Below are 24749 nucleotides of genomic sequence, written 5' to 3' on the forward strand. Positions count from 1 at the left end.
AAAAATGAAACAAGCATATATAGTAAAAGCATACAGAACAGCAGTTGGTAAAGCACCACGAGGCGTGTTCCGTTTTAAAAGAGCAGACGAGTTAGGTGCAGAAGTGATTCAGCACATGATGAAAGAATTACCAAATCTAGACGTAAAACGTATTGATGATGTTATAGTTGGTAACGCAATGCCAGAAGGATCACAAGGTTTAAATATGGCACGTTTTATCTCATTAATCGGATTAAACAGTGTAGATGTTCCTGGTGTAACGGTTAACCGTTTTTGTTCTTCAGGAATAGAAACTATCGGTATTGCAACTGCAAAAATCCAAGCAGGAATGGCAGATTGTATTATTGCTGGTGGATCAGAAAGTATGAGTAGCGTACCAATGACAGGTTTTAAACCAGAACTAAATTACGATACTGTAAAAGATGGTCATGAAGATTATTATTGGGGAATGGGTAATACTGCAGAAGCGGTTGCTAACCAATTTAAAGTGTCTCGTCAAGATCAAGATGAATTTGCTTACAATTCACATATGAAAGCTTTAAGAGCTTTAGCAGAAGATCGTTTTCAAGATCAAATTGTTCCTATAGATGTAGAGCAAATTTATTTAGATGAAAACGGTAAAAAAGCAACTAAAACATACACTGTAACAAAAGATGAAGGTCCTAGAAAAGGAACTAATGTAGAAGCTTTAGCTAAATTACGACCAGTATTTGCTGCTAACGGAAGTGTGACCGCTGGTAACTCGTCTCAAATGAGTGATGGAGCTGCATTTGTTATGGTTATGAGTGAAGATATGGTTAAAGAATTAAATCTAGAGCCTGTTGCAAGATTAGTAAATTACGCTGCTGCTGGTGTAGAACCAAGAATTATGGGAATTGGACCAGTTAAAGCTATTCCAAAAGCATTAGAACAAGCAGGATTAAAACAATCTGATTTAGGATTAATAGAACTTAACGAAGCTTTTGCATCTCAATCATTAGCTGTAATTAGAGAGTTAGATTTAAATCCAGACATTATTAATGTTAATGGTGGTGCAATAGCATTAGGTCATCCATTAGGATGTACAGGAGCAAAACTTTCAGTACAATTATTTGACGAAATGCGTAAACGTGACATGAAAGGCAAATATGGTGCTGTAACAATGTGCGTTGGTACTGGTCAAGGTGCTTGTGGAATTTTTGAATTTTTAAACTAATTAGAATTAAGACATAAGATTTGAGTAATGAGACATCTATAAACCTCAATACTCATTACTAAAAACTAAAATCTATAAAAATATGGCAGAAACAGAAAAAGACATCCTACGTGGCGGTCAATTCTTAGTAAAAGAAACAAATTGTGAAGATGTTTTCACACCTGAAGATTTTACAGAAGAACAACAAATGATGAAAGACTCGGTTATCGAATTTAATGACCGAGAAATTATCCCAAACAAACCTCGTTTTGAAGCTAAAGACTTCGCTTTAACAGAAGAAGTTATGCGTAAAGCTGGTGATATGGGCTTTTTAAGCGTCGCTGTTCCTGAAGCTTATGGCGGAATGGGAATGGGCTTCGTATCTACAGTATTAACATGTGACTATATTTCTTCAGGTACTGGATCTTTTAGTACTGCATTTGGTGCACATACAGGTATTGGTACTATGCCAATTACACTTTATGGAACTGAAGAACAAAAACAAAAGTATGTACCAAAATTAGCTTCTGGTGAATGGTTTGGTGCGTATTGTTTAACAGAACCTGGTGCAGGATCTGATGCAAATTCTGGTAAAACTACTGCAGAGCTATCTGCTGATGGTAAAACATACAAAATCAACGGACAGAAAATGTGGATTTCTAACGCTGGTTTCTGTAACGTAATGATAGTTTTTGCTAGAATTGAAGACGATAAAAACATTACAGGATTTATCGTAGAATATGATAAAAATAATCCTAACGGAATCACTTTAGGTGAAGAAGAACATAAATTAGGAATCCGCGCAAGTTCTACACGTCAAGTATTCTTTAATGATACTGAAGTTCCTGCAGAAAATATGCTAGCAGGTCGTGGCGAAGGATTTAAAATCGCAATGAATGCTCTTAACGTTGGTCGTATTAAATTAGCTGCTGCTTGTTTAGATTCTCAAAGACGTATCACAACAACAGCTGTTCAATATGCTAACGAACGTAAACAATTTAAAACACCAATTGCAGACTTTGGTGCTATAAAAATTAAGTTAGCCGAAATGGCAACTAACACTTATGTTGGTGAATCTGCTACTTACAGAGCTTCAAAAAATATCGAAGACCGTATTGCTTTACGTGTTGAAGCAGGAAACTCACACCAAGAAGCAGAACTTAAAGGTGTAGAAGAATACGCTATCGAGTGTTCTATCTTAAAAGTAGCCGTATCAGAAGACGTACAAAATTGTGCAGATGAAGGGATCCAAATTTTTGGAGGTATGGGATTCTCTGAAGAAACTCCAATGGAAGCTGCTTGGAGAGATGCTCGTATTGCTCGTATCTATGAAGGAACAAACGAAATTAACCGTATGCTTTCTGTAGGTATGTTAGTTAAAAAAGCAATGAAAGGTCACGTAGACTTATTAGGTCCTGCAATGAAAGTTCAAGAAGAATTAATGGGTATTCCTTCTTTTGATACACCAGATTATTCTGAGCTATTTTCTGAAGAAAAAGAAATGATTGCAAAACTTAAGAAAACCTTCTTGATGGTTGCTGGTGCTGCAGTACAAAAATTTGGACCAGATTTAGAGCAACATCAACAATTACTAGTTGCTGCTGCAGATATTTTAATCGAAATCTACATGGCAGAATCTGCAATTTTACGTACAGAGAAAAATGCAAAACGTTTTGGAGAAGAGTCTCAATCTGCGCAAATAGCCATGTCTAAATTATACTTATATCACGCTGTAGAAACTATAGAGAAAAAAGGAAAAGAAAGTATTATTTCTTTTGCTGAAGGTGATGAGCAACGTATGATGTTAATGGGACTTAAGCGCTTTACTAAGTACCAAAACTATCCAGACATTGTAGACTTACGCAATGAAATTGCTGAAAAAATAAAAGAAGAAAACAAATATTGTTTCTAAGAATTTAAGTGAGTTTTAGTTTTAATTTCGAAAAAGCTGGTTCAAGTATTTGAATCAGCTTTTTTATTTTAGTATTTTAGAAAAAAATAGAAAAATGAAAAAACTAATTATTCTACCTCTAATTCTCTTTACTTGTATTTCATTAGGACAAACTAGTCAAAAAATATATGATATTATCGATTCTGTTTCAGCAAAACGAATAGAAAAAGATATACAAACATTAGTAAATTTTGGAACAAGAAACACCTTTAGTGATACCATTTCTAACACAAGAGGAATTGGTGCTGCAAGACGTTGGATAAAGTCTGAATTTGAATCAATTTCTAAAAACTGTAACAACTGTCTTGATGTATTTTATCAAAAAGACTTTGTGACTAAAGAAGGGAATCGACGTGTACCACATGATGCTTGGGTTGTAAATGTTGTAGCTATCCAAAAAGGAACAAAATATCCTAATAGATATATTATAATGAGTGGAGACATAGACTCTAGAGCTAGTGATACTATGGATTTTACCACAGATGCGCCTGGAGCAAATGATAATGCGTCTGGTATGGCTGGAACCATTGAAGCTGCAAGAGTTCTATCAAATTATCAATTTGAAAGTAGTATTGTTTACGTTGGTCTTTCTGGTGAAGAACAAGGTCTTTTTGGTGGCAGTGGTTTAGCTAAATATGCTAAAGAAAACAATTGGGATGTTATTGGTGTTCTTAACAATGATATGATTGGAAATATCAAAGGAGTTGATGGAGTAATAGACAATCGTACTTTCAGAATTTTTTCTGAACCTGTTCCTGCAAACGAAACAGAAAGAGAAAGACAACTTAGACGCTTTTATGGTGGTGAAGTTGACGGAATATCAAGACAATTGGCTAGATATGTACACAAAACGGTGAAGACATATATGCCAGAAATGAATCCTATGATGGTTTATAGATTAGACCGTTTTGGTCGTGGTGGTCATCACAGACCTTTTAACGATTTAGGTTTTGCAGGAATTAGAATTATGGAAGCACATGAAAACTACAACCAACAACATCAAGATATACGTGAGGAAAACGGAATTAAATATGGTGATGTTATAGAACATGTTAATTTTGAATATGCTAAAAAACTAACTGCTGTTAACGCTATAAACATGGCTAGTTTAGCTTCTGCGCCGCCAGCTCCAAAAAACGTTGCTATTGGTGGTATTGTAGAACCTTCGGCTAAATTTAAATGGGATAAAGTTGAAGGTGCTGTTGGTTATAAAATATATTGGAGAGACACAACTTCTCCTACTTGGGATTATAGCAGATATGTAGGTGATGTATCAGAATTTACTTTAGAAGGTATTGTTATAGATAACTTCTTTTTTGGAATTGCTGCTATAGGAAAAGACGGTTTTGAAAGTCCCGTTGTTTTTTCTAACAAAGTATTTAGATAATAAAAAAGGACTTCTAATTTGAAGTCCTTTTTTTATTAATTAGCAATACTGCTTTTTACTTTTTCATCTGAAGTCACATTAGACAAGTTAATCGCTGTTTCAATTAACGCTAAATGCGAATATGCTTGCGGGAAGTTACCTAACAATCGTTTTGTTTTAAAGTCTATATCCTCACTAAATAACCCTAAATGATTACTGTAAGATAATAGTTTATCAAACATTGCTTTAGCTTTTTCCTCCTCGCCTATTTTATACAAACTGTTTATAAACCAGAACGTACAAATTGTAAATGATGATGATGGTAAACCAAAATCGTCTTTATTTTTATATCTATAAAGTAATCCGTCGTTACTTAACTCTCTTTCAATTGCGTTAACTGTACTAACATATCTTGGGTCTTTAGCATCTATAAATCCATAAGGTTCCATTAATAATACAGACGCATCTAAATCTTCTACACCATAAGCTTGAGTAAATGCATTAGCTGTATCACTCCAAGCATTACTCATAATGTCATTTTTAATTTCTTCTTTAATAATTTTCCACTTATTTGCTTTATGGTATTTATTTAATATTTCAGCAACTTTAATAGCACGATCTATTGCTACCCAACATAACACTTTAGAAAACGTAAAATGCTTGTCCTCGCCTCTAAATTCCCAAATTCCTTTATCTGGTTCTTTCCAGTGTTTGTTTACTACCCAAACAATTCCTTTAGTAATGGTCCAAAGTTCTTCGGTATTTTCTATGTCCAAAGAAAAAGACACAAATTGCTGATGGATTACATCCATTAAAATACCATAAATATCATTTTGTTTTTGCTTATAAGCAGCATTACCAACACGCACAGGTTTAGAATCTTTATAACCGCTTAAATGATCTAAACTATACTCGGTTAACTTTTTCTCCTTATTGATTCCATACATGATTTGCAGTTTTTCATCTTTATCAGGAATCAAATCGATAATAAAATTTAAGTAGCGTTTAGCCATATTTTTATGACCTAATTGTGATACTACTTTTATCACCATTGAAGCATCTCTAATCCAGCAAAAACGGTAATCCCAGTTTCTTACTTCACCAATAGTTTCTGGTAAAGAGGTTGTTGCTGCTGCTAGTACAGCACCAGATTTATCGTAGGATAATAATTTTAATGTTAATGCACTGCGTAAAATTTGTGTGTTATACATATTATATTTTGGTGTTTTATCTATCCAATTTAACCAATATACTTTGGTACGTTGGTGATCTAGATAAATACTTTCTACTGTAGGATTAAAAATCTTTTCGTTGTAACCTATTAAAAAGTAACCGTCTTCTGTTAGCGTAATTTCTTTTTTATCTACAATTACATTTTTATCAAATGACGTGTATAAAAAAAGCGTATCAAACTTTTCTCCATGAGTTAGACTAGCTATAAAATCATCTTTTACGTAAATTTCTGTTTTACCTTTAGCATATTCTAATTTTGGATTATAATCTACTGTAAATGTAGGTTTACCTGAAATGTATTTAAAATATCTTACTAATTCTGGTGGATAATAATATGTTCCATCTTGTTTATGGAATCTTGGCATAAAATCATGCACTTCAAAAACATCCATACCATTGCTAAATCTAGTAACCAAGATATTTGTTTTATCAATGTAAAATTGTTTAGTTGTATAACTTTCATCTACATTAATAGAAAAATGACCTCCAATTTTTTCATCTAAAAGTTTAGCAAAAACAGATGACGAATCAAATTCTGGCAAGCAACACCAATCTACAGATCCTGTTTTTGATATTAATGCTGCACTTCTACAATTTCCTATAATTCCGTAATCTAAATTATTTCCCAAATCTTTTGTTTTATAATGTTTTCAATCAATTTTTCATTAAATTAACGAAAATCTTAACTTTAAACCAAAGCAAACCCTTATGAATAAAACAATTATTGTTTCTAATCGTCTTCCTTTACAAGTCAACATTGAAAATAATGCTTTAAACATAAAACCTAGTGTTGGTGGTTTAGCTACCGGTTTAAAATCGGTTCATGAAGAAGGAAATGGTATTTGGATTGGTTGGTCAGGATTGACCGAAGAAGAGTTAAATAAAGACTTGTCAAATCAAGTTAAAAAAGAAGTTACTAAAGCAAAATGCGCTACTGTACCGTTAACACAAGATGATGTAGACAATTTTTACTTCGGATTTAGCAATAAAACCCTTTGGCCTTTATTTCATTATTTTATGGAATATACCGAGTTTGACAACGACCAATGGGAAGCTTATAAAACCGTTAATCAAAAATTTGCAGATGTTGTTTTAGACAATATTGAAGATGGTGACACAGTTTGGGTACATGATTATCAATTGCTGTTACTGCCAAAGCTTATCAAAGACAAAAAACCAAATACGACCATTGGTTTCTTTTTACACATTCCTTATCCGTCTTATGAAATTTTTAGAACGTTTCCTTGGCGTGAAGAATTGCTGCACGGTATGCTTGGTGCCGATCTTTTAGGATTTCATACATATGATTACGAGCGTCACTTTTTAAGTTCGGTAAAACGAATTTTAAGATTAGATGTTCAGTTTAACGAAATTTCATATTTAGATCGTGTTGTTAAGGTAGATTCATTCCCAATGGGAATAGATTACAAAAAATTTCATAACGCAGCGCTTTCTCATTTAAATCAATCAAATACTGAAAAATCTGAGCTTCAAAAACGATTAGACGATCATATTCAGGCTGGTCCAGATACCAAATTAATCTTGTCTATAGACCGTATGGATTATACCAAAGGTATTCCAAATCGTATTCGCGCTTTTGAATATTTCCTTAACAAATATCCGCAGTTTAAAGAAAAGGTAAGGTTGGTGATGTTGGCGGTTCCGTCACGTTCTGATGTGCCTCAATATCAAAAATTGAAACGAGAAACAGACGAACTTGTTGGTCGTGTTAACGGAGAATTTTCTACTGTTAGTTGGACGCCAATCTGGTATTTTTATAGATCTATGCCTTTTGATAATTTAATAGACTTGTATACCTCATCACAAATTGCATTAATTACGCCAGTAAGAGATGGAATGAATCTTGTTGCTAAAGAATACGTTGCAACACGCGTTAACCAAGATGGTGTTTTGATTTTAAGTGAAATGGCTGGCGCATCTAAAGAAATGAACGAAGCATTACTTATTAATCCTAATAACTTCGAACAACTAGCTGATACTTTAAAACATGCTATTGAAATGCCTGCTGAAGAGCAATCTAAAAGAATAAAAATTCTTCAAAAACGTCTTCAACGTTACAGCGTAGAAAAATGGGCAGAAGAGTTTATGAAATCCTTAAACGACACCAAAAAAATAGGCAAGACAATTGTTGCTAAAAAAATGGATGAAAACCATCAAGCAACTATGATTTCAGACTTTAAAAAGGCTAAAAGAAAGCTTTTATTTTTAGATTATGATGGTACTTTGGTTGGGTTTAAAGATAATCCGCAAGATGCTAAACCAGACGACAAATTAATACAGCTTTTAGACCAATTAAATCAAACAGAACATACAGATGTGGTTATAGTTAGTGGTCGCGATCGCGAAACTTTTGAAGACTGGTTTGCAGACAAATCTTATAACCTAATCACAGACCACGGAGTATGGTTAAAGGCTAAAAACGACGATTGGCAAATGTTAGAAATCTTAAAAACTAACTGGATGGATAACATACAACCGATACTTCAAACCTTTGTAGATCGTACTCCAGGAACATTTATCGAACAAAAAAAATACTCGTTAGCTTGGCATTACCGCAAAGCCGATCCAGAATTAGCACAAATAAGAACTATAGAATTAAATACAGTTCTAACTCATTTAATTGCTAACAACGATTTATCTGTTTTAAAAGGAAATAAAGTTATTGAAATTAAAAGTAGTAGCGTTAACAAAGGTCGTGCAACTTCACGCTGGTTAACAAAAGCTAATTACGATTTTGTGTTTGCAATTGGTGATGATTGGACAGACGAATTTATGTTTGAAGATTTACCAGAAAACACCTATTCTGTTAAAGTTGGCTTTAAAAAAACAAAAGCAAAATATTACGTAAAAGATACAGACAAAGTCAGAGATTTATTAGCTAATTTTACGCAACAATAATTAATTAAATGAAATCAATTTTCACCTTTGCTATTTGCTGTTTGGCATTTACAATATCACACGCACAATTACTTCATAAAAAGAAAGATTTTACTCGACAAGATACACTTCGCGGAAGCATTACACCAGAACGCGAATGGTGGGATTTATCGTATTATCACCTAGATATAAAAGTAGAGCCAGAAACCAAAACAATTTCGGGTAAAAACACCATTCAATACAAAGTGTTACAACCATATCAAGTTATGCAAATAGATTTGCAACCGCCTTTAGAGTTAACTAAAGTCACTCAAAATGGAGAACAACTTGATATTAAACATGATGGAAATGCTCATTTTGTCACACTTAAAAACACCCAAAATATAGGAGAAGTAAATAGCGTCGTAGCCTATTACGAAGGTCAACCACGTGAAGCTGTTCGTGCTCCTTGGGATGGCGGTATTTCTTGGAAAAAAGATAAAAATGGTAATCATTTTATAGCGTCTTCTTGTCAAGGACTTGGTGCAAGTGTTTGGTGGCCAAATAAAGATCACATGTATGACGAAGTAGACAGTATGCTTATTAGTGTAAATGTTCCAGAAAAATTAATGGATATTTCCAACGGAAGACTTAGAAAAGTTGAACAAAAAGATGATCAAACAAAAACATATCACTGGTTTGTAAATAACCCAATTAACAACTACGGAGTTAATATTAACATAGGTGATTATGCTAATTTTTCTGAAGTTTATAAAGGTGAAAAAGGCGATTTAGACATGAATTACTACGTCCTAAGTTACAATCTAGACAAAGCAAAAACTCACTTTACAGATGCACCAAAAATGATGAAAGCATTTGAGCATTGGTTTGGTCCGTATCCTTTTTATGAAGATAGTTTTAAGCTAGTTGAAGTACCATATTTAGGCATGGAACATCAAAGCTCTGTTACCTACGGAAATCAATATTTAAAAGGCTATTTAGGTAACGATTTATCTGGAACAGGTTGGGGATTAAAATTTGATTTTATTATCATTCATGAAGCTGGACACGAATGGTTTGCTAACAATATTACAAACGTAGATATTGCAGATATGTGGATTCATGAAAGCTTTACCGCGTATTCTGAAAGTTTATTTTTAGATTATTACTATGGCAAACAAGCTGCTTCAGAATATGTAATTGGAACCAGAAGAAGCATACAAAACGACAGACCATTAATTGGACAATACAATGTAAATAATGAAGGTTCTGGAGACATGTATTACAAAGGTGCTAACATGCTTCATACGTTAAGAACTATGGTAAATGACGACGAAAAATGGCGTCAGATTTTAAGGACATTAAATAAAAAATTCTATCATCAAACTGTTACAACACAGCAAATTGAACATTGTTTAGCTGAAGAAACTGGTTTAGACCTAACAGGTTTCTTCAATCAATATTTACGTACGACTAAAATTCCTGTGTTTGAATATCAAATTGAAAACAAAACTGTAAAATTCAGATTTTCAAATACCGTAAACAATTTTAAAATGCCTTTACTAATTAATATTGATGGAAAAGAACAATGGATCAACCCAACTAATGAATGGAAATCTATTAAAATACCTTCATCTAATTCTTCAATCAGTGTAAAGAAAGATTTTTATCTTAATGTTGAAAAAATCTAACTTCAATTTTGGAAGAGCATTATTTTAAAACAGATCACGACTGGAGAGAATGGTTACGTGATAACCACAATTCGTCCTCTGGCGTTTATTTGATTTTCTTTAAAGTAGACCATGAAAACGAAAGTATGCGTTGGGAAGAAGCTGTAAAAGTAGCTTTGTGTTATGGTTGGATAGATAGTACCGTTAAAAGTCTAGGAAACGGAAAACGCAGACAACGCTTTTCACCCAGAAATCCAAAAAGTGTTTGGAGTGCTTTAAATAAAAAGTATATCGTTGAGTTGAAAGCAGAAAATTTAATGCACAAAAGTGGATTAGACACCATTAAAACTGCAAAACAAAACGGAAGTTGGACAGCACTAGATGATGTAGAAAACGGTATTATTCCTGAAGATTTACAAATAGCATTTAATACAAATTCTCAAGCTTTAGACAACTATAATAACTTTGCACCTTCTTACAGAAAAAGTTATTTATATTGGTTAAACCAAGCTAAACGTGATGAAACTAGACAAAAAAGAATCGCAGAGATTATAAAACTCTGCGATGCTAATATTAAATCTCGTAGTGATTGGTAACTTAATTAAATACCACTAATAAAACTTCCGTAAGGATCTTTAAATTGAATTCCTTTTGTAAATCTGTATTTACTTAATTGCTTATATTCTACTAAAGCCCAAAGCACAAACTCTTTCATAAAGTAGCTATCTTCTTTGCTTAAATTTGATTGGTGTTTTGCAATTAAATCATCTAAAGGTGAAACAGCTTCTAGTAACGATTTATATTCTTTATCTCTTAAATCATCAAGTAACTCAAAACCATCAGATTGGTTAAAAAACCAAGATATAATATCATCATATGGACCAACATCATCTTGCTTTTTAAGTTTTTCAATTTCAGGGAAATATTGAATAAATAATGTTTTTACCGCTTCGCCAATTAAATTATAAGCCACATTTGCTGCGCCTTCTTGTTCGCCTTCATAAACCAATTCTACTTTACCAGTTATTGCAGGAATAATTCCTAGAAAATCAGATAACCGTACAGCAGTTTTCTCTTCATTGTTTTTTAATGCTCTTAGTTCTGCAGCACTTAATAAGTTTTCATAAGCTGTAATACTTAAACGTGCGCTCACACCACTTTTTTCGTCTATAAAATCACTATGTCTCGCTTCAAAAACTACTTGTTCTAAAACATCTTTTGCTAATTCTGGTACGTAAATAGCATCTTGTTGTCTTATATCCGATTTTGCTTCTTGTTGTGTAATCGTTTTTGCGGTTTCTATATCATTTGGATAATGCGTTAATATTTGCGAACCAATTCTATCCTTTAAAGGCGTCACAATACTACCTCTATTTGTGTAATCTTCTGGATTTGCGGTAAATACAAATTGCATATCTAATGGCAATCTTAGTTTAAAACCACGAATTTGAATATCGCCTTCTTGTAAAATATTAAATAATGCCACTTGTATTCTTGCTTGTAAATCTGGCAACTCGTTAATCACGAAAATACAACGGTTAGCACGTGGAATCATTCCGTAGTGAATAACACGATCATCTGCATAACTCAATTTTAAATTGGCAACTTTAATAGGATCTACATCACCAATAATATCTGCTACGGTAACATCTGGCGTTGCTAATTTTTCAGCAAAACGCTCGCTTCTATGTAACCAACTAATTGGTGTATCATCACCTTTTTCTTCAACTAATTGAATAGCGTATCTTGAAATGGGTTGTAACGGATCGTCATTAATCTCGCTACCTTCTACAACAGGAATGTATTCATCTAACAAAGTCAACATTAATCGTGCTAATCGTGTTTTTGCTTGACCACGTAATCCTAACAAATTAATGTTATGTCTTGATAAAATGGCACGTTGTAATTCTGGAATTACTGTGTTTTCGTAACCATGAACACCTTTAAAAATGGTTTCCTTATTTTTTATTTTTTCTATTAGATTATCTCTTAATTCATCTTTTATAGATTTAGATTGATAACCAGATTTTTTTAATTCTCCTAAAGTTGTTATGTTTTCTATTTTCATTTTAGCTTTTATCTTCTAATTCTTTTTTTTCTGTTGGTTTCGTAATCTTCAAAAATCATTTCTCCCAAACCTTTTAAGCCTGTATAAAATGCTTTTCCTTGATTGGCTTGTGTAAATTCTCTTACAAATTGCATTAAATAACGATCTTGAGCAATCATAAATGTAGTGATTGGGATATGTAATTTTCTGGCTTGTTGCGCCATAGCATAACACTTGTTTGTAATGTATGGATTTAGTCCGTTACTATCTTTATAATATGTACCATCAGGTAAGCGCAAGCAACTTGGTTTACCATCTGTAATCATAAAAATTTGCTTATTGGTGTTTCGTTTTCGTCTTAATAAATCCATTGCTAATTGCAAACCAGCAACTGTATTTGTGTGATACGGACCAACGTTTAAATATGGTAAATCTTTAATTTTTATTGGCCAAGCATCGTTACCAAATACCAAAATATCTAAAGTGTCTTTTGGATATCTAGTCGTTATTAATTCGGCTAACGCCATAGCCACTTTCTTAGCTGGCGTAATTCTGTCTTCACCATACAAAATCATACTGTGACTAATGTCTATCATTAACACGGTACTCATTTGTGATTTATGATTGGTTTCTTCTACAACCAAATCGTTTTCAGTAAGATTAAAATCACCTATACCATGATTGATTTGGGCATTTTTTAAGCTTTCAGTCATTGAAACTTTATCCAAATTGTCTCCAAATTGGTATGCTCTAAAATCGCCAGTATGCTCGTCTCCTACTCCAATACTTTTGCTTTTGTGATTACCGCTACCGCTCTTTTTAATATTCCCAAAAATTTGCTCTAAAGCAGATTGCCTTATAGCTCTTTCGGTTTTAGCGGTAATGGCGTTACCCTTTTTTCCGTCAGGTTTAATTTCTTCTCTTATGTAACCTTTCTTTTTAAGGTCTTCAATAAAGTCGTCTATAGTATACTCTGCAGTAGTTAAGTTATACTCGTCGTCAAGTTGCTTTAACCAATCTATAGCTTCATCAAAATCGCCAGAAGTATGTGTAATTAACTCTTTAAAAATTTCAAAAAGTTTTTCAAATGGAGTTTGCGAAGGTGCTTCGTAAGGTTTAAATACAAAGCCTTTTCTATGTGTTTTTTCGTTTTTCATTGCAGTATAAAAATACGACTTTTTAAAGTCAAAATTTATCCATTAACACCTTTTTAATAATTTGTTGCTTAACTTTAGGCAAACTAAATTAACTAATAATGAAAAAACTTTCCCTTTTACTATTCTTAATGATTTCTTTTTCAGGTTTTTCTCAAGAAATAAACTTGGATTTACTTAAAAATATGAAACCTAGAAATATTGGTCCTGGCGGAATGTCTGGTCGTGTAACTGCTATAGATGTTGTACATAAAAACCCAGATGTAATGTATGTTGGAACTGCGTCTGGTGGACTTTGGAAATCTACTTCTGGAGGCATAAATTGGGAACCTATTTTTGAAAAAGAAGCAACTGCATCTATTGGTGCTGTAGCTATACAACAATCAAATCCTAGCGTGATTTGGGTTGGAACTGGTGAAGGAAATCCTAGAAACAGTTTAAATGGCGGTTATGGTATTTATAAATCTTTAGACGCCGGAAAAACATGGCAACTTATGGGATTGGAGAAAACAAGACATATCCATCGCGTCATTGTAGACCCTACAAATCCTAATATTGTTTACGTAGCTGCTATTGGTAGTCCATGGGGAGAACATCCAGAACGTGGTGTTTTTAAAACTACCGATGGTGGTAAAACATGGAACAAAATATTATTCGCAAATAACAAAACTGGTGTTGCAGATTTAGTAATGGATCCATCAAATCCTAATAAATTAATTGCTGCACTTTGGGAACATAAACGCGATCCTTGGTTCTTTAAATCTGGTGGCGAAGGTTCTGGCTTACACATTACCCATGATGGTGGAGAAACTTGGAAAAAAATAACCGATGAAGACGGTTTCCCTAAAGGCGAATTAGGTCGTATTGGTGTTGCGATTGCTAAAAATAAACCTAACGTTATTTATGCTTTAGTCGAAGCTAAAAAAAATGCACTTTATAAAAGCGAAGATGGTGGTTTTAAATGGAAAAAAATAAACGATAAATCTGATATTGGTAACAGACCTTTTTACTATTCTGAAATTTATGTTGATCCAGAAAATGAAAACCGTGTTTACTCTGTTTTCACCTATGTAAATGTAAGTGAAGATGGTGGTAAAAACTTTGATCAATTAATGCCAGCATATGGTTCTAGTAACGGTGTACATCCAGATCATCATGCATGGTGGATACATCCAGATAATGGTAATTTTATGATCGATGGTAATGATGGAGGATTGAATATTACTAAAGATGGCGGAAAAAATTGGCGCTTTATTGGCAACTTACCTGTGGCGCAATTTTATCATATTAATGTAGATAACGAGTTTCCTTATAACGTTTATGGCGGAATGCAAGATAATGGATCATGGCGCGGACCAGCTTATGTATGGAAAGCACAAGGTATTCGTAACAGTTATTGGCAAGAAATAAGTTTTGGAGATGGTTTTGATGTTATTCCTGATAGAGATAACTCACAATATGGATGGACCATGAGTCAACAAGGGTATGTAAGTCGATACGACTGGAAAACAGGTAATAATTACACCGTGCAACCTACACATCCAGATAAAGATGTAAGACTTCGTTTTAATTGGAATGCTGCCATAAATATCGATCCCTTTGATAATAGCACGATTTATTTTGGTAGTCAGTTTGTACATAAATCTACTGACAAAGGTTTAACATGGGAAGTAATTTCGCCAGACCTAACCACTAATGATCCTGAAAAGTTAAAACAACACGAAAGTGGTGGGTTAACGATGGATGCAACAGGTGCAGAAAACCATTGTACTATACTAGTTATAGAACCATCTCCAGTAGAAAAAGATGTGTTTTGGGTTGGTACAGACGATGGTAAAGTGCATATCACCCAAAATGGAGGAGAAACATACAACGACGTCTCTAGTAATTTACCAGGATTACCAAAAGGAAGTTGGATTGCTCAAATAAAAGCTAGTAATAAAAATAAAGGTGAAGCATTGCTAGTAGCAAACGACTACAGACGTTTTAACTATTCACCTTATGTTTACAGAACAAAAAACTACGGAAAAACTTGGCAACGCATTGTAGATCAAAACGATGTAAAAAGTTATGCACTAGCTATAATTGAAGATTTAGAAGAACCAAACCTTATGTTTTTAGGTACAGATGATGGTTTATACATCTCGATAGACGCAGGAAACCAATGGACCAAATGGACGAACAACTTCCCTACTACATCTGTTAAAGACTTAGTAATTCATCCTCGTGAGCATGATTTAGTCATTGGTACTTTTGGGCGAGCTGCTTGGGTATTGGATGATATTAGACCGTTAAGAGCAATTGCAAAAAATAAAAACACACTTACAGAAACCATAACTTTATTTAATCCTCCAACTGCTTATCAAGCGGCATACCAACAACCTACGGGAAGTCGTTTTGGCGCAAACGCTATGTTTAATGGCGAAAATCGTGGTAGCGGAGCACGTTTTAGTTACTTTATTAATCCAAAAGATAAAAAAGAAGAAAGCTCTAAAGAGGATGAAAGCAAAGAAGATTCTGAAAAAGACAGTCAAGAAACGGAAAATAAAGAAGTCATTAAATGGGATTCAATTTCACTAAAAATCTATGACAACGACAAACTAATTAGAACTTTAAAACAAAAAGCACCTAAAGAAAAAGGCTTACAAAAATGGACGTGGTATATGGATGAAAAAGGTGTAGATAGACCTTCGCGTTCAACAAGAAAAAGAAAAAGTGAACCTAGCGGAGTTGATGTTAAACCTGGAACTTACAAAGCTGTTTTAGAATACGGTGATCAAACTTCAGAAACAACTATCACCGTAAAATCAGATCCTAGATTAGACGTCTCTAAAGAAGCTATAAATGAAGTTTACAATACTTTAAAGCAATTAGAACAAATGCAACAAGTTGCTGCAGACGCTACAAAACAGCTTGCAGAAAGCAAAGCATTAGCAGAAAAGTATAAAAAAGAACTTACCGATTTAGACAAAGATAAATACAAAGAAGACATCAAGACATCTAAAGATATTATAAAGAAAATAGATGAAGTTTTAGATATTTATCTTGGAAAGCAGGATAAAAGACAAGGTATAACTATGACGCTAGATGTTAGTGTAACAGACAGGTTAAGTAAAGCTAGATGGTATGTTGGATCAAGAAAAACCGGAATTACAGAAACAGAAAAAAAATTAATCAATCATGCTAAAAAAGATCTAGAAGCCGCTTTAAAAACAACTAACTTGTTTTTTGAAGATACTTTTAAGCCATATTATCAAAAAATGCAAACTATTAATATGACAAAAACATTAGATAACATTAAAAACTTCAATTTAGATTAAACTATTTTAAAGAATTATTAACTATAGATATTTGCAAAAAGGCTTTTTAGTAGTTAAATTTCTATGTCTAACCATAAAATTTAATATAATATGAAAAAGATAAGCCTTATTACGCTAATATTAACCTTAGCAGTTTTTGTTGGATGTAAAGAAGATAAAAAGAAAATGGACACAGAAAAAACAATTGCTGAAACATCTAAAAAAGTAAAACTAAATTTAGAACCTAAAAGCGGTAGTAATGTTTCTGGATCTGCTGTTTTTACAGAAACTAATGGTGTTGTAGAGTTTACAGCCATGTTAAGCGGTTTAGAACCTGGTACGCATGCCATTCACATACACGAAAAAGCAGATTGCTCTTCTGACGACGGAAAAAGTACTGGTGGACATTGGAATCCTACAGGAACTTCTCACGGAAAATGGGGTAGCCCAGACGGTTTTCATAAAGGCGACATTGGTAATTTAACTGCTGATGAAAACGGAAAAGCAACTGTTACGTTAAAAACAGATTTGTGGTGTGTAGGATGCCAAGATGACACCAAAAATGTAGTAGGAAAAGCTATTATCGTTCATTCAGGAGAAGATGATTTTACAACACAACCAACAGGAGCAGCTGGAGGAAGAATTAGTTGCGGAGGAATAATTAGATAACCAAAATAAATATAAAAACAAATGAGAAAAATTTCAATTTTACTATTAGCTATAACATTAAGTGTTTTTGTTAGTTGTAAAGAAGAAAAAAAAGAAACCACAACAACCGAAGACGTTAAAACAACTAAACAGTTTGTTGTAAAACCAGAAGCTACTTCTGTTAAATGGACTGCTTATAAAACAACAGACAAAGTTGGAGTTAATGGAGAGTTTACTACAGTAAAATTTGATAATAAATCTGGAGCAACTCCAGAAGAAGCATTAAATAACTTAAGCTTCTCTATTCCTGTAAGTAGCCTTTTTACAAATGATGCTACAAATACAAGAGATGCTAAAATTAAGAATTCATTTTTTGGATCAATGATAGATACAGATTTAATATCTGGAACATTAAAGTACAAAGATTCTAAATATGTAGCAAGCTTAACAATGAATGGTGTAACCCATGATTTACCTTTAGAAGTTGGTATAGAAGATGAAAGACGAGTAACGTTAAAAGGAACTATGGACTTAAATAACTGGAATGCTATAGAAGCCTTAAACGCACTTAACAAAGTTTGTTTTGACCTACATAAAGGTGCTGATGGAGTTAGTAAAACATGGGAAGATGTTGCTATTCAAATTGAAACTTATTTAAGAGAAAAATAAACTTAAATACAAATAGAAACTTAATTATAAAAATCGCTCTCGGGCGATTTTTTATTTTATCATTTATCCTTATATTTAAAAAATACATCAAACCCTTATATGCAATTAGAATACTTAGTATCTCAATTTCAAAAGAAAGACGAGAAAGCTTTTGAAAAACTCTATAATATGTACAGTCAAAGCATGCATGGAGTTATTTATAACATTGTTAGAGACAATGAAATAGCTGAAGAGGTCATGCAGGACGTCTTTATAAAAGCGTGGGAAAAAGCAGATAGTTACAACTCTAGTAAAGGTAGATTTTTTACTTGGCTTTTAAATATATCTCGCAACGCTGCAATAGACAAAACTAGATCTAAAGCTTTTAAAAAATCTAGCAAAAACCTTAACTCCGATTATTTCGTAGATATAATACACTCATCAGATAACTTAGGAAGTAAGACTGATGCTATTGGTATAAAAAAGTTTGTAGATAAACTAGCAGAAAAATGTGTTAAGATTATAGAGCTACTTTACTTTAAAGGTTATACCCAAAAAGAAGCTTCAGAAGAGCTAGATATGCCAATAGGCACAATAAAAACAAGAAATAGAAATTGTATCCAAGAACTAAGAGATTCAGTATTATAAAATGAATATTAACGAATACATACAATCTGGAATATTAGAACTTTATGTTGCAGGACAACTTTCTGAAAAAGAAAACAAGGAGGTTTATGACTTAATGCTTAAACATCCAGAAGTTTTACAGGAAGTATTACAAATAGAAGCAGCATTTATAAAATTATCTAATAGCATAGCTCCAGAGCAACCTGTTGCTTATAGCACTATTAAAGCGCACTTAAGTAACAGAAACGATAAAGTTGTACAGTTACCAAAAGAGAAAAACAGAAATTGGTTTACTTACACAGGTTGGGCAGCTGCAGTAATAGTTGGTGCTGGCTTATTGTGGACATTAAACCAAAAACAGCAATTAGAAACCGAGGTAACTACAATAAACACAGAAAAAGAATTTTTAGAAATTCAAATAGAAGACTCAAAATCTAAGTTAGCCGAAACTAAAAATCTGCTTAACGTAATAAGAGATAGAAACATTATTAAGGTACCTTTAGAAGGTCAAGCAGCTTATCCTGATGCCTATGCAACAGTTTATTGGGATGAAAATAATGATCAAATTTATTTAGACTTACAAGGTCTACCTGAACCTCCAGAAGGAAAAGTATACCAAGTTTGGTCTTTATTATTAGATCCGCTTACACCAACAAGTTTAGGTACAATAGACGATTTTATGCAGGATGATAATAAGATATTTAAGCTAGATAATGCCAACAAATCTCAAGCTTTTGGTATTACTTTAGAGCCTGCTGGTGGTAGCCAATCGCCTACATTAGAGCAATTATATACGTTAGGTGCCTTAGCCTCTAACTAATATTTAAATACATGTAAAAAGAAAGCACTTCTTAAATGAAGTGCTTTTTTATTTTCTATTTTTTATTACCAATTTATATATTGTGTAGAATAAAAAAACCTCATCATATACTTATTTTCAATATTTATTTAATTGTTTGAAGCTAATATTAAATACACATAGTTAACGTAATTATTTATAGCTACTTAAACAACATAGTTACAAAAAAAGAAATGCCTAAAAAGTATAAACTAATTAGACATTTCCTACAAACTAACAAAAAACAAACCTTACTTTTTCATAGCATTAACCTATTTGTTAGTTCTTTATATCAATTCCCTTAAATCGATAGCTAACATATTTACGTAATTATGAATAGCAAGGTTTTATTTTTTTATTCTTTTTTTAAAAAGAATAACTTAATGTTGTTCTAAAGTTGAATGGCGTACCTGGTGTAAAGTGAATTTCTTCAACAGGTGCAACTTCATTTTGTAATCTAGACTCGGTTAAAAACTGAGTTTCTTTCCAGTCTGTATCAAATACATTTTCAATAATAACACCTAATTTCCAGTGTTTATTAAAGCTATAGTTTAAGTTAAAATCTGTTACAAAATATCCTTCTGCTGCTATACTGTTATCTTCGTTTGCAGGTCTATCATCAATATATCTATAGTTAATTGCTCCAGAAAACTTATGAAAATCTTTAACCGATAATCCACCAACTAAAGTAAAATCTGGCGCTAATGGTATATAATCTTCTCCATCTTCAGCTTCTAGACTTCTCGCTTTTGTAAACGTTGCATCTGTATTAAAATAGAAATAATCGTTTAACTGAAATCTTACACCTAAATCTAATCCGTAACGTTCAGATTCTCCACTTGGTTCTACAATTCCGGCGTCACCTACATAAACAAATTCTTCTTCAGAAAACAAGTACCATAATGTTGTATTAAGTACAATTTTTTGTGTTGGTTTCCAGATATTTCCAAAATCTACACCATACGCTTTTGGTAACGCTTTATCTACTTCGTTATTTAATACAATTCTGGCGTCGTTAGAATGGAATCCTATTCCTGATTTTAAAAACCATTGTAAATTTTCGTTTTGATTAAATTGAAAATTAAGTTTAGGCAATACAGCTACTTCTGTATTGGTTTGCAAATCGTAAGTTTCACTTAACCTATTATTATATTGAAAGTTGAAATATTCTAACCTTAATCCTGGTGTGATGCTAAATTTTCCTAAGTCAATTTCGGCATTAACAAAAGCATTCATGTTACGTTGATACACATCTCCTAATTGGATATAATCTAAAGTTGTCTTTCTATTTAATGTGTGTGATAACTCTATGTCTTTAATATCGTCAAAACGTAATCCTAAACCAGCTGTATAATTTACATCAAAAGAATTGTAATTAACTTCTTTATTAAACTGCGTGTTTAATCCAAAAATATCACGGTTTTCTTTTTGCTTTATTTGGTCTCCATTTACTGGATCTTCTAAAAAGAAGGTGAAGTTAGAGTATAATTCAAAATTATATTTAGAGTAAAACACATTACTTTGCATAGCAATATCGTTATCTAATATGGTACTAAATTGTACATTAGCATTGCTTCTACTTGTATATCCTCCTTCTGTATCATCTATAGCACCAAAGTTAGAAATGTTACCATTGTTGACTTCTCTAACAGGAATTTGACCTGATGCGTCCCATTTACTTGTAAAATGACTAACCGTTAATCCTAATTTTGAATTATCGTTTAAATACGCATTATATTTACCCATAAGGTTTAATCTGTCAAAATTTTGAGGTGACTCAAAAGGTCCATCTGTTTCTATATATTCTAATGCTACATATGCATTTTGAGATGCTTTGTTTTCTAAAAGATTAAACATACCTAAAGTACGTAAAGTGTTAAACTGTCCAGCTGTAAAGCTAATTGTACTGTTATCTAAGCTGCTTTTTGTTCTAAAATCTACAAAACCAGCAGTATTAAAATCTCCGTGATCTGAGTAATAAGGACCTTTACCAAAGTTAATTTTCTCAATAGTTTCTGGTATTAAGAAGTGTAAATCACTATAACCTTGTCCATGAGCGTGAGACACCATATTTACTGGCATACCATCTACAGATAATGCTACATCTGTACCATGATCAATATCAAAACCACGTAAAAATAATTGTTCTGCTTTACCGCCACCAGCATGTTGACCTATGATTAATCCTGGCACTTTTCTTAAAATTTCTTGAGAAGAATTAATCGGATTGGTTTCTAAATCTATTTGAACAATGCTACTTAAAACATCTGCTGGTTGTGATAATACCAACTCGTCTAACATAAACGCTTTTGGTTTTAAATCTATAACTAGATTAGCAATTAAATTATCTGTTAAGGTTACTTCTTGTTTTTCGTAACCTAAAAGCCCTATTAGTAATACGTCACCAACGTTAGTATTACTAATTTCAAATTGACCTAACTGATTTGAATGCGAATGACTTTTTGAAGTTTGATTGTAAATGTAAGCGTCTTCAATAGGTTGATTGTTGCTTACAACTGTTCCTTTAATTTGTGCTGATAAGGACATAGTTGTTCCTATCATTACAAATAGTAATAATAATTTTTTCATAAGTTTAGTTGTTGGTAGTTTATAGTTGTGACACCTGTTTTGTGGTTACAGGTCCAAGTTCGTAACTACTAGCTAGTAGTTCTTTTTTTAAAGCTTTTACTTTGTCTGTTTTTCCGTTAGCTTTGTAGATTTCTGCCATGTGGTATTGTGCTTCTGGTTCAAAGGTTTTATTAGCTACAAAAGTATCAATAATTTCTAAAGCTTTTTCTTTTTTACCAGTTTTAAAATAGCTCCAAGCTAATAAATCGTAAGACATAGGTGTTGGTCTATTTTGTACTTCAATTTTGGCTAACTCTACAGCTTTTTCGCTATTAACATCCGCTAACAACTTAGAAGTATGCACGTTATACATATTTCCGTATTTAGGATTGTTTACACTATCTAAATAAATTTTTAAATATTTATCTTTTTGTAATGTATCACCTTCAAATTTAGCTAACTCTGCTTTAAACAGATAGTAATCTGGAGATTGATGCTGTTTTTCAATCTTTTCTAAGATTCTTTTAGCTTCTTTTGGATTATTTTCATGTGCGTAAACAATCCATGCTATTCCTTTTTTTGCGTAAGCATTATCTGGGTTTAATTGTAATGCTTTTAAATAATTATTATAAGAGTTTTCTATTTGACCATCATGACCATAAAAATCGGCTAGATTAGTATATGTCCATTGTTTAATTTCGTTTAATTGAGAGGATTCTGCAATAGTCTGTGCTTTTTCTAAATATTTGATTGCTGAAGCCAAGTCGCCTTTATAGTCACTCCATTTTGACAATCTAATTAAATAACCAAAGTCGTTTAAGTCTTTAACTTTAGCTAAATTATCTTTTGCTTGAGCATAATTACCAAGTTCCATGTGCACATCAAAAAGCATTTTTTGTGTTCCTTCAAGGTTTTCTCCATTAATTTCAGCTTTTTTTAATACGTCTAAAGCTTCTTTAAATTTGTGTTGAGAAATGTAATTTCTTGCTAAACTTCTTAAATAGCCTGCATTGTTGTATTTGGTAATTTTATTTACCTCTAAAAGATTTTCTTCTGCTTTTTTTAAGTAGTCTATATTTCCTGTAGCTATAAACAACTTACTTTCTGCTGCTGCTAATTTAGCTAGATATGGATATTGGTTTGGAGTCTCTTTATATTTGTTTTTCCAGAAACTATAGTCTTCTTCTATTTTACTTAATATCGTATTGTCTGGTTTAGTTATATAGATTTCGTAATCTGCTGTTTTAGTAATCTTACTGGGTTTTTCTTTACAACTACTTGCCAAGACAAATGCAAATAGTAATAATATAATATTGGTTTTCATTGTTTTTGTTTTTTGTAGTTTGTTTGTTGTAATAAGTAGGTAAACTAAGGAGTACTTTGGGGAAATACTCCTTAATTAAAATAGTCTACCAAGGAGATGCTAAGTAAGGAAAAGACGTTAAAAACGGCTTATCATTTGCATCTACATGATCATCTGAAAGCGAAGGGTTTTCTGTACCATCTTCACCACCAAAGATAAGTAGTAGTTCTACCGAAATAACATCGTCTGCTAATGCACGACCTGTTAATACGTTAGTTCCATCAAAGAAAGTAGTTGTACCATCTAATGACACATTAAGTACATCTGTAGCTAATAATCCAGTAAATGTTGGCGCATCTAAGCCTAATGCATTTTGGTCTCCAGGGTTCGCATATGCTGGACTTAAACCTGTTAAGTTAGTTTCGAACATAGATTGAAACGCTGCATTTTGATCTGTAGGAATAGTTGTATTAAACATATCTTTTGAAGATGATGATACAAATACTGTATTTACTGCAGGTCTACCCATTTGATCGTTTTGAGCATACGTCCCTGAAAAATCTGGTTCTTGTTGCGTTGGTATTTGAGTAAAGTCATCGTCGTTAGAACAACTAACAGCAGCTAATGCAAATACTGCGATGCTAAATATTTTATATATAGATTTCATAATTTTTAATTTAAAAGTTTAATTATTGTTTAGTTTTAGTTTCTACCCAAGTATTGATAGTTCCTGTACCGCCAATAGAAGATTTTGGTACTTCAATAACAACAGACATTACATTTGTTCCTGCAAAAGTATCTGTACCTGGATCGTTAAAACCTGAAGCATTTCCTGCAATAATTTCTCCGTATTGCGCAAAATCCATAAAGAAAGGATCGTCTCTTGGTCCTGCAAAAGCTTTAATGTTTCCGTTAGTTTCGACAATTGCATTGCTTCCGTAAGAAGTAATATCTACAACTGTTACATCTGCAGAAGTATTAATCATACTGTTTAACCCAGTTGAAGACGGTGCAAATGGTCCAAAAAAGTACATTTTTCCGTCTCTTGGTACTGCTTGTATTACTAAGTCTTCAACATTGTCTCCTGTATTGTCAATATTAAATTCTATCATAACGTTTTCATCAAAAGCAGCGCTTGCTGATGCTGATGGACTAAGTAACCCTTGCACATTTGCAGCAAATACTAAGTTGTCTGTATCTTCTCCCTGAAAGGCATAAAAATCTGTGATATCACTTGTACCACCTGATACTGCAGGCGCATCAATATGGTCTGCAGATAAAAAGAAGTAGCCTGCAATTGCAAAAATGCTAACTCCTAATACTAGTTTTAAATTTTTCATAATGTC

At 32.7% G+C, this 24749-nt stretch carries 18 protein-coding genes; 11 read left to right on the forward strand and 7 right to left on the reverse strand.

The window, feature by feature from the left end:
- The first annotated feature begins 4 nt into the window (after positions 1–4).
- From INR78_RS00635 to INR78_RS00645, 3 genes are all read left to right on the forward strand, one after another.
- A complete protein-coding gene (locus INR78_RS00635; RefSeq protein WP_223077049.1) occupies positions 5–1195 on the forward strand; it encodes an acetyl-CoA C-acyltransferase in 1191 nt (396 codons plus the stop codon).
- An 82-nt stretch (positions 1196–1277) separates the two neighbouring features.
- Entirely contained in the window at positions 1278–3086 is a 1809-nt protein-coding gene (locus INR78_RS00640) for an acyl-CoA dehydrogenase family protein (RefSeq protein WP_223077050.1), read from the forward strand.
- Positions 3087–3180: 94 nt separating this feature from the next.
- A complete protein-coding gene (locus tag INR78_RS00645; RefSeq protein WP_223077051.1) occupies positions 3181–4512 on the forward strand; it encodes a M28 family peptidase in 1332 nt (443 codons plus the stop codon).
- A gap of 35 nt (positions 4513–4547) precedes the next feature.
- Here INR78_RS00645 and INR78_RS00650 read toward each other — a convergent pair whose 3' ends face one another.
- A complete protein-coding gene (locus INR78_RS00650) occupies positions 4548–6353 on the reverse strand; it encodes a glycoside hydrolase family 15 protein (protein WP_223077052.1) in 1806 nt (601 codons plus the stop codon).
- 79 nt (positions 6354–6432) lie between these two features.
- On the opposite strand from INR78_RS00650, the gene INR78_RS00655 reads away from it, so the two are divergent.
- Genes INR78_RS00655 through INR78_RS00665 form a run of 3 tightly spaced genes read left to right on the forward strand, consistent with a single transcriptional unit; the run spans position 6433 to position 10867 of the window.
- Positions 6433–8643: a bifunctional alpha,alpha-trehalose-phosphate synthase (UDP-forming)/trehalose-phosphatase gene (locus INR78_RS00655; RefSeq protein ID WP_223077053.1), complete on the forward strand. Its 2211-nt coding sequence runs from the start codon at positions 6433–6435 to the stop codon at positions 8641–8643.
- An 8-nt stretch (positions 8644–8651) separates the two neighbouring features.
- Positions 8652–10292, forward strand: a complete 1641-nt coding sequence (locus INR78_RS00660; protein WP_223077054.1) for a M1 family metallopeptidase — start codon at positions 8652–8654, stop codon at positions 10290–10292.
- A gap of 8 nt (positions 10293–10300) precedes the next feature.
- The gene (locus INR78_RS00665; RefSeq protein WP_255593091.1) at positions 10301–10867 is read left to right on the forward strand and encodes a YdeI family protein; all 567 of its coding nucleotides are present in this window, start codon (positions 10301–10303) and stop codon (positions 10865–10867) included.
- A 5-nt stretch (positions 10868–10872) separates the two neighbouring features.
- Here the strand turns inward: INR78_RS00665 and INR78_RS00670 are convergent, their stop codons facing one another.
- Positions 10873–12339 carry a magnesium chelatase gene (locus tag INR78_RS00670; RefSeq protein ID WP_223077055.1) on the reverse strand — a complete coding sequence of 489 codons (1467 nt, stop codon included), beginning with the start codon at positions 12337–12339 and terminating at the stop codon, positions 10873–10875.
- Positions 12340–12347: 8 nt separating this feature from the next.
- Positions 12348–13475 (reverse strand): VWA domain-containing protein, encoded by a 1128-nt coding sequence (locus INR78_RS00675; RefSeq protein ID WP_223077056.1) that lies wholly within the window; start codon positions 13473–13475, stop codon positions 12348–12350.
- A gap of 98 nt (positions 13476–13573) precedes the next feature.
- Between INR78_RS00675 and INR78_RS00680 the strand changes: the two genes are divergently transcribed.
- The 5 genes from INR78_RS00680 (at position 13574) to INR78_RS00700 (ending at position 19514) form a co-directional block, all read left to right on the forward strand.
- Complete coding sequence (locus tag INR78_RS00680) at positions 13574–16792, forward strand: hypothetical protein (protein ID WP_223077057.1); 3219 nt, start codon at positions 13574–13576, stop codon at positions 16790–16792.
- 90 nt (positions 16793–16882) lie between these two features.
- Entirely contained in the window at positions 16883–17440 is a 558-nt protein-coding gene (locus tag INR78_RS00685; RefSeq protein ID WP_223077058.1) for a superoxide dismutase family protein, read from the forward strand.
- A gap of 21 nt (positions 17441–17461) precedes the next feature.
- Positions 17462–18088 (forward strand): YceI family protein, encoded by a 627-nt coding sequence (locus INR78_RS00690; protein ID WP_027878606.1) that lies wholly within the window; start codon positions 17462–17464, stop codon positions 18086–18088.
- Positions 18089–18187: 99 nt separating this feature from the next.
- Positions 18188–18715 carry an RNA polymerase sigma factor gene (locus INR78_RS00695; RefSeq protein WP_027878605.1) on the forward strand — a complete coding sequence of 176 codons (528 nt, stop codon included), beginning with the start codon at positions 18188–18190 and terminating at the stop codon, positions 18713–18715.
- 1 nt (position 18716) lies between these two features.
- The gene (locus tag INR78_RS00700) at positions 18717–19514 is read left to right on the forward strand and encodes an anti-sigma factor domain-containing protein (RefSeq protein WP_223077059.1); all 798 of its coding nucleotides are present in this window, start codon (positions 18717–18719) and stop codon (positions 19512–19514) included.
- Between the two features lie 384 nt (positions 19515–19898).
- Here the strand turns inward: INR78_RS00700 and INR78_RS00705 are convergent, their stop codons facing one another.
- The 4 genes from INR78_RS00705 to INR78_RS00720 all read right to left on the reverse strand — a co-directional run bounded on the left by INR78_RS00705 (position 19899) and on the right by INR78_RS00720 (position 24743).
- The gene (locus INR78_RS00705; protein ID WP_223077060.1) at positions 19899–22121 is read right to left on the reverse strand and encodes a TonB-dependent receptor domain-containing protein; all 2223 of its coding nucleotides are present in this window, start codon (positions 22119–22121) and stop codon (positions 19899–19901) included.
- Between the two features lie 19 nt (positions 22122–22140).
- On the reverse strand, positions 22141–23424 hold the full coding sequence (locus INR78_RS00710) for a tetratricopeptide repeat protein (protein WP_223077061.1): 1284 nt from the start codon (positions 23422–23424) through the stop codon (positions 22141–22143).
- Between the two features lie 85 nt (positions 23425–23509).
- Positions 23510–24070: a DUF4331 family protein gene (locus INR78_RS00715; RefSeq protein WP_027878601.1), complete on the reverse strand. Its 561-nt coding sequence runs from the start codon at positions 24068–24070 to the stop codon at positions 23510–23512.
- A 22-nt stretch (positions 24071–24092) separates the two neighbouring features.
- Positions 24093–24743 (reverse strand): DUF4331 family protein, encoded by a 651-nt coding sequence (locus INR78_RS00720; protein ID WP_027878600.1) that lies wholly within the window; start codon positions 24741–24743, stop codon positions 24093–24095.
- Between the last annotated feature and the right edge of the window lie 6 nt (positions 24744–24749).

It is taken from the genome of Mesoflavibacter sp. SCSIO 43206 (assembly GCF_019904215.1).
Taxonomy (GTDB): Bacteria; Bacteroidota; Bacteroidia; order Flavobacteriales; family Flavobacteriaceae; genus Mesoflavibacter; species Mesoflavibacter zeaxanthinifaciens.

What these genes read in the sequence shown, in the direction of transcription:
- INR78_RS00635 (WP_223077049.1), top strand. Translation starts at nt 5, where the DNA reads ATGAAACAAGCATATATAGTAAAAGCATACAGAACAGCAGTTGGTAAA.
- INR78_RS00640 (WP_223077050.1), top strand. Translation starts at nt 1,278, where the DNA reads ATGGCAGAAACAGAAAAAGACATCCTACGTGGCGGTCAATTCTTAGTA.
- INR78_RS00645 (WP_223077051.1), top strand. Translation starts at nt 3,181, where the DNA reads ATGAAAAAACTAATTATTCTACCTCTAATTCTCTTTACTTGTATTTCA.
- INR78_RS00655 (WP_223077053.1), top strand. Translation starts at nt 6,433, where the DNA reads ATGAATAAAACAATTATTGTTTCTAATCGTCTTCCTTTACAAGTCAAC.
- INR78_RS00660 (WP_223077054.1), top strand. Translation starts at nt 8,652, where the DNA reads ATGAAATCAATTTTCACCTTTGCTATTTGCTGTTTGGCATTTACAATA.
- INR78_RS00670 (WP_223077055.1), bottom strand. Translation starts at nt 12,339, where the DNA reads ATGAAAATAGAAAACATAACAACTTTAGGAGAATTAAAAAAATCTGGT.
- INR78_RS00675 (WP_223077056.1), bottom strand. Translation starts at nt 13,475, where the DNA reads ATGAAAAACGAAAAAACACATAGAAAAGGCTTTGTATTTAAACCTTAC.
- INR78_RS00680 (WP_223077057.1), top strand. Translation starts at nt 13,574, where the DNA reads ATGAAAAAACTTTCCCTTTTACTATTCTTAATGATTTCTTTTTCAGGT.
- INR78_RS00685 (WP_223077058.1), top strand. Translation starts at nt 16,883, where the DNA reads ATGAAAAAGATAAGCCTTATTACGCTAATATTAACCTTAGCAGTTTTT.
- INR78_RS00690 (WP_027878606.1), top strand. Translation starts at nt 17,462, where the DNA reads ATGAGAAAAATTTCAATTTTACTATTAGCTATAACATTAAGTGTTTTT.
- INR78_RS00695 (WP_027878605.1), top strand. Translation starts at nt 18,188, where the DNA reads ATGCAATTAGAATACTTAGTATCTCAATTTCAAAAGAAAGACGAGAAA.
- INR78_RS00700 (WP_223077059.1), top strand. Translation starts at nt 18,717, where the DNA reads ATGAATATTAACGAATACATACAATCTGGAATATTAGAACTTTATGTT.
- INR78_RS00705 (WP_223077060.1), bottom strand. Translation starts at nt 22,121, where the DNA reads ATGAAAAAATTATTATTACTATTTGTAATGATAGGAACAACTATGTCC.
- INR78_RS00710 (WP_223077061.1), bottom strand. Translation starts at nt 23,424, where the DNA reads ATGAAAACCAATATTATATTATTACTATTTGCATTTGTCTTGGCAAGT.
- INR78_RS00715 (WP_027878601.1), bottom strand. Translation starts at nt 24,070, where the DNA reads ATGAAATCTATATATAAAATATTTAGCATCGCAGTATTTGCATTAGCT.
- INR78_RS00720 (WP_027878600.1), bottom strand. Translation starts at nt 24,743, where the DNA reads ATGAAAAATTTAAAACTAGTATTAGGAGTTAGCATTTTTGCAATTGCA.